The sequence below is a fragment of the Anaerobiospirillum sp. NML120448 genome, from assembly GCF_023050945.1.
GTDB lineage: Bacteria > Pseudomonadota > Gammaproteobacteria > Enterobacterales > Succinivibrionaceae > Anaerobiospirillum.
Window position 1 is genome coordinate 1 of record NZ_JALKIM010000130.1, and the last position, 3,336, is coordinate 3,336.

At 40.1% G+C, this 3,336-nt stretch carries 2 protein-coding genes; both read left to right on the plus strand.

The window, feature by feature from the left end; genetic code table 11:
- Nucleotides 1-89 precede the first annotated feature (89 nt).
- Complete coding sequence (abc-f, locus tag MXE38_RS11950) at nucleotides 90-2,138, plus strand: ribosomal protection-like ABC-F family protein (RefSeq protein WP_246915376.1); 2,049 nt, start codon at nucleotides 90-92, stop codon at nucleotides 2,136-2,138.
- Nucleotides 2,139-2,174: 36 nt separating this feature from the next.
- The gene (gene rlmJ, locus MXE38_RS11955; protein ID WP_246915378.1) at nucleotides 2,175-3,032 is read left to right on the plus strand and encodes a 23S rRNA (adenine(2030)-N(6))-methyltransferase RlmJ; all 858 of its coding nucleotides are present in this window, start codon (nucleotides 2,175-2,177) and stop codon (nucleotides 3,030-3,032) included.
- Nucleotides 3,033-3,336: the final 304 nt, after the last annotated feature.

A 3,336-nucleotide genomic window follows, 5' to 3' on the forward strand; every position in this document is an offset into this window, starting at 1 on the left:
AAAAGCGTTAAAAAGCTTGATATAGCGTGGTTCTATAAATATTAACACTAGGATAAATTGGCGAATATATAGCTGTTAGCAAACCCGATATGATTTCTTTACAAGATTTAACTATTATGCGTGGCACTAAAGTTCTAATTGAGAATGCTAGTGCTACTATTTTGTCAGGACAAAAAGTCGGTATTATTGGTCGTAATGGCTGTGGTAAATCAACTTTATTTGCAGCGCTGCAAGGTGAAATTGCCCCAGAGCTAGGTTCCATTGGTATTCCTAAGAACTTAAAAATTGCTACTGTTGCTCAAAAGACTCCTGCCTTAGAAATTAGTGCGCTTGATTATGTCATGCAGGGTGACAAGACAGTTAATGCTCTATTGGTACAAAGAGAGCAGGCCTATGAGAGCAATAATGGTGAAAAAATTGCCCTCATTGAAGATGAGTTGGGCATGGCTGGCTACTGGACTTTAAAAGCCAGAACAGGTGCTTTGCTTTTGGGCTTAGGCTTTGGCCCTAATGAGCTTGATCGTCCTGTTAAAGAGTTCTCTGGTGGTTGGCGTATGCGTCTTAACTTAGCGCAGGCCTTGATTTTTAAGTCCGACCTTTTATTGTTAGACGAGCCTACTAACCACTTAGATTTAGACACAGTATTGTTCTTACAAAACTATTTGAACAGTTATGAGGGTACTTTACTTTGTATCTCTCACGATCGTGACTTTTTAGATAGTTTTGCCGACCATATTTTGCACTTTGAAGAGGGTAAGGTAGTTTTATATCCTGGTAACTACTCCTCATATGAGCGTATTAGAGCTGAGCGTATTCGTGCTCAAAAGGCCGCCCGTCGCCGTGAGGAGGCTATTTTAGCTCACATGCAAAGCTTTATTGATCGCTTTAGAGCTAAAGCTACCAAAGCTAAGCAGGCTCAATCTTTAATGAAAGCTATGGATAGAATGCAGCTTACCGCTGTAACTCAAGAAGAGTCTCCATTTTCTTTTAGCTTCCCAGAGCCTGATCGCACCCCACAAGTTATTGCCTCTTTAAAAGATTTAAATGCAGGCTATCCACAGCGCAAGAGTGCTAGTGTAGCTCAAGAAAATGACTTGGATGACTTTTCATCTAATAGTCCTACCACTCAAGCAAGCCAAAGTGAGGCCTCAGAGCAGGTAATTTTATCTAAGGTAAATTTACAGCTGTTAAGTGGTGATCGTATTGCTTTGCTCGGTAAGAATGGTCAAGGTAAGTCTACTTTAATTAAAACTTTAGTAGGCAATTTACAGCCTTTATCAGGTGAAGTGCTTATTGGTAAAGGTATTAAAATTGGTTACTTTGCACAGCATGAGCTTGAGTCTTTAAATGAAGACCAAAATGCTTTATGGCATTTATGGCGTATTGACCCTGAGGCTAAAGAAAAAGATTTACGTACTTTCTTAGGCTCCTTTGCTTTTAAAGGCGATAAGGTTTTTGATAAGGTAGGTACCATGTCAGGCGGTGAGCAAGCTCGTTTAGCTTTGGCTATGATTGCTTACCAAAAGCCAAACTTATTACTTCTTGACGAGCCTACTAACCACTTAGATTTAGAAATGCGTGAGGCCTTATCTGTGGCCTTAGCATCCTACTCAGGTGCTTTAGTTTTAGTATCTCACGATCGCCATTTAGTAGAGGCCATTGCAGATAAGTTATGGTTAGTAGACCAGGGTAAGGTTAGTGAGTTCTTAGGTGATCTTAATGATTATCAAGAATACCTATTGCGCCGTGCTCGTGAGTTTAGAGAGCAGCAGCAAGCTTTATTAAATGAGGCTAACAATAAGGCCCGTCCAAGCCAGTCTAATAGCAGCGCAACTCAGCCATCATCCTCTAATAGCTCTTATAAAACTAAAGAGCAAAAGCAACTTGAGGCTCAAAAGAGAGCTGCACTCAGACCTATCAAGCTTAAAATTGAGGCCCAGGAAAAGCTTATGGCCAAGCTTGAACAGCGTCTTAGTGAAATTGACGAGCGCATGACTGATAGCTCATTATATGAGGGCAATAAAGACGAGCTTGAGGCTTTAATTTTAGAGCGTGCTCAACTGAATACTCAAAAAGAAGAGGCTGAGGAGTTGTGGTTAGAGCTCAATGATGAGCTTGAGAGTGCACAACAAGCTTAGTAAGTTTTAGGATTTATTAATTTTTTAGGGGCAAATATGCTTAGTTATCGTCACGGCTTTCACGCCGGAAATCATGCTGATGTGCTTAAGCACATGGTGCTCTGCTTATTATTAAGAGCACTCAACGAGAAAGATAAGCCATATACCGTCATTGATACCCACGCTGGTGCTGGTATTTATGATATGACCTCAGCTTTTGCTCGCAAAAATAGTGAGTTTACCTCAGGCTGGCTTAAGGTAGCTGAAAATGGGGTGTTACAAGAGCTAGTTCCTGAGTATTACGAGGCTTTTGACAAGGCTCAAAAAGAACCATATGCCACTCGTGGTCAAATGTACCCAGGTTCACCATTTATCGAGTATTGTTTAGCCCGTCAGTGCGATAGCATCTTTTTAAATGATGCTCATAAGGCAGAGTTTGAGAGTTTATTACAGATTTTCAAACGCAAGCGTAATGTTCGTGTTGAGCTGCGTCAGTGCCAAGATACTATCAATGCTTTATTGCCACCATTGAAAAAGCGTGGTCTGATTTTAATTGATCCTCCTTATGAAAATGAGCAAGAGTATCGCTGGACTGTGGATGCTTTAAAGCGTGGTTTAGGCCGTTTTGAGCAAGGCATTTATGCTATTTGGTATCCAGTATTAGGCCGCTTACATGATCACTCTAAAAATTTAGTGCAGCAAGTAAAGCGTCTTAACCGTCCTTTGCTCCAAGTAGAATTACGTGTTACTGAGCAGCAGGAAGAATATGGCATGTGTGGTAGCGGTATGCTCATTATTAACTACCCATACATGATTGATCACAAGTTAGAGCCTATTATTGGCGAGCTCTATCAAAGCCTATGCGATCCAAATTTAGGTTCAGCCAAGCTTGAGATTATCAATGCCAAAGCTTAATTCCTAAGTAATTTCCACCTTCAAGCCCTCCTAAGAGCAACCAAAAGACACTCTATTTTGTTTGACTTAAATTTAGGAGGGCTTCTTTTTTTAATAGCCCATCCTACTCTCCTTCCAAACTTAATTACAGTCTTGCTCTCATACTGGTGCAGAACTAAAAAAATCATTAGCAATTAGTAGAAATTCCAAGATTCTAATACGTATATACTGTAAACCACTTATAAATGCGGTACAATATACGTACCATAATGATACGTATAGTTGATATGAATAAAAGAACCTCAAATTGGGATTACTCAAGCAT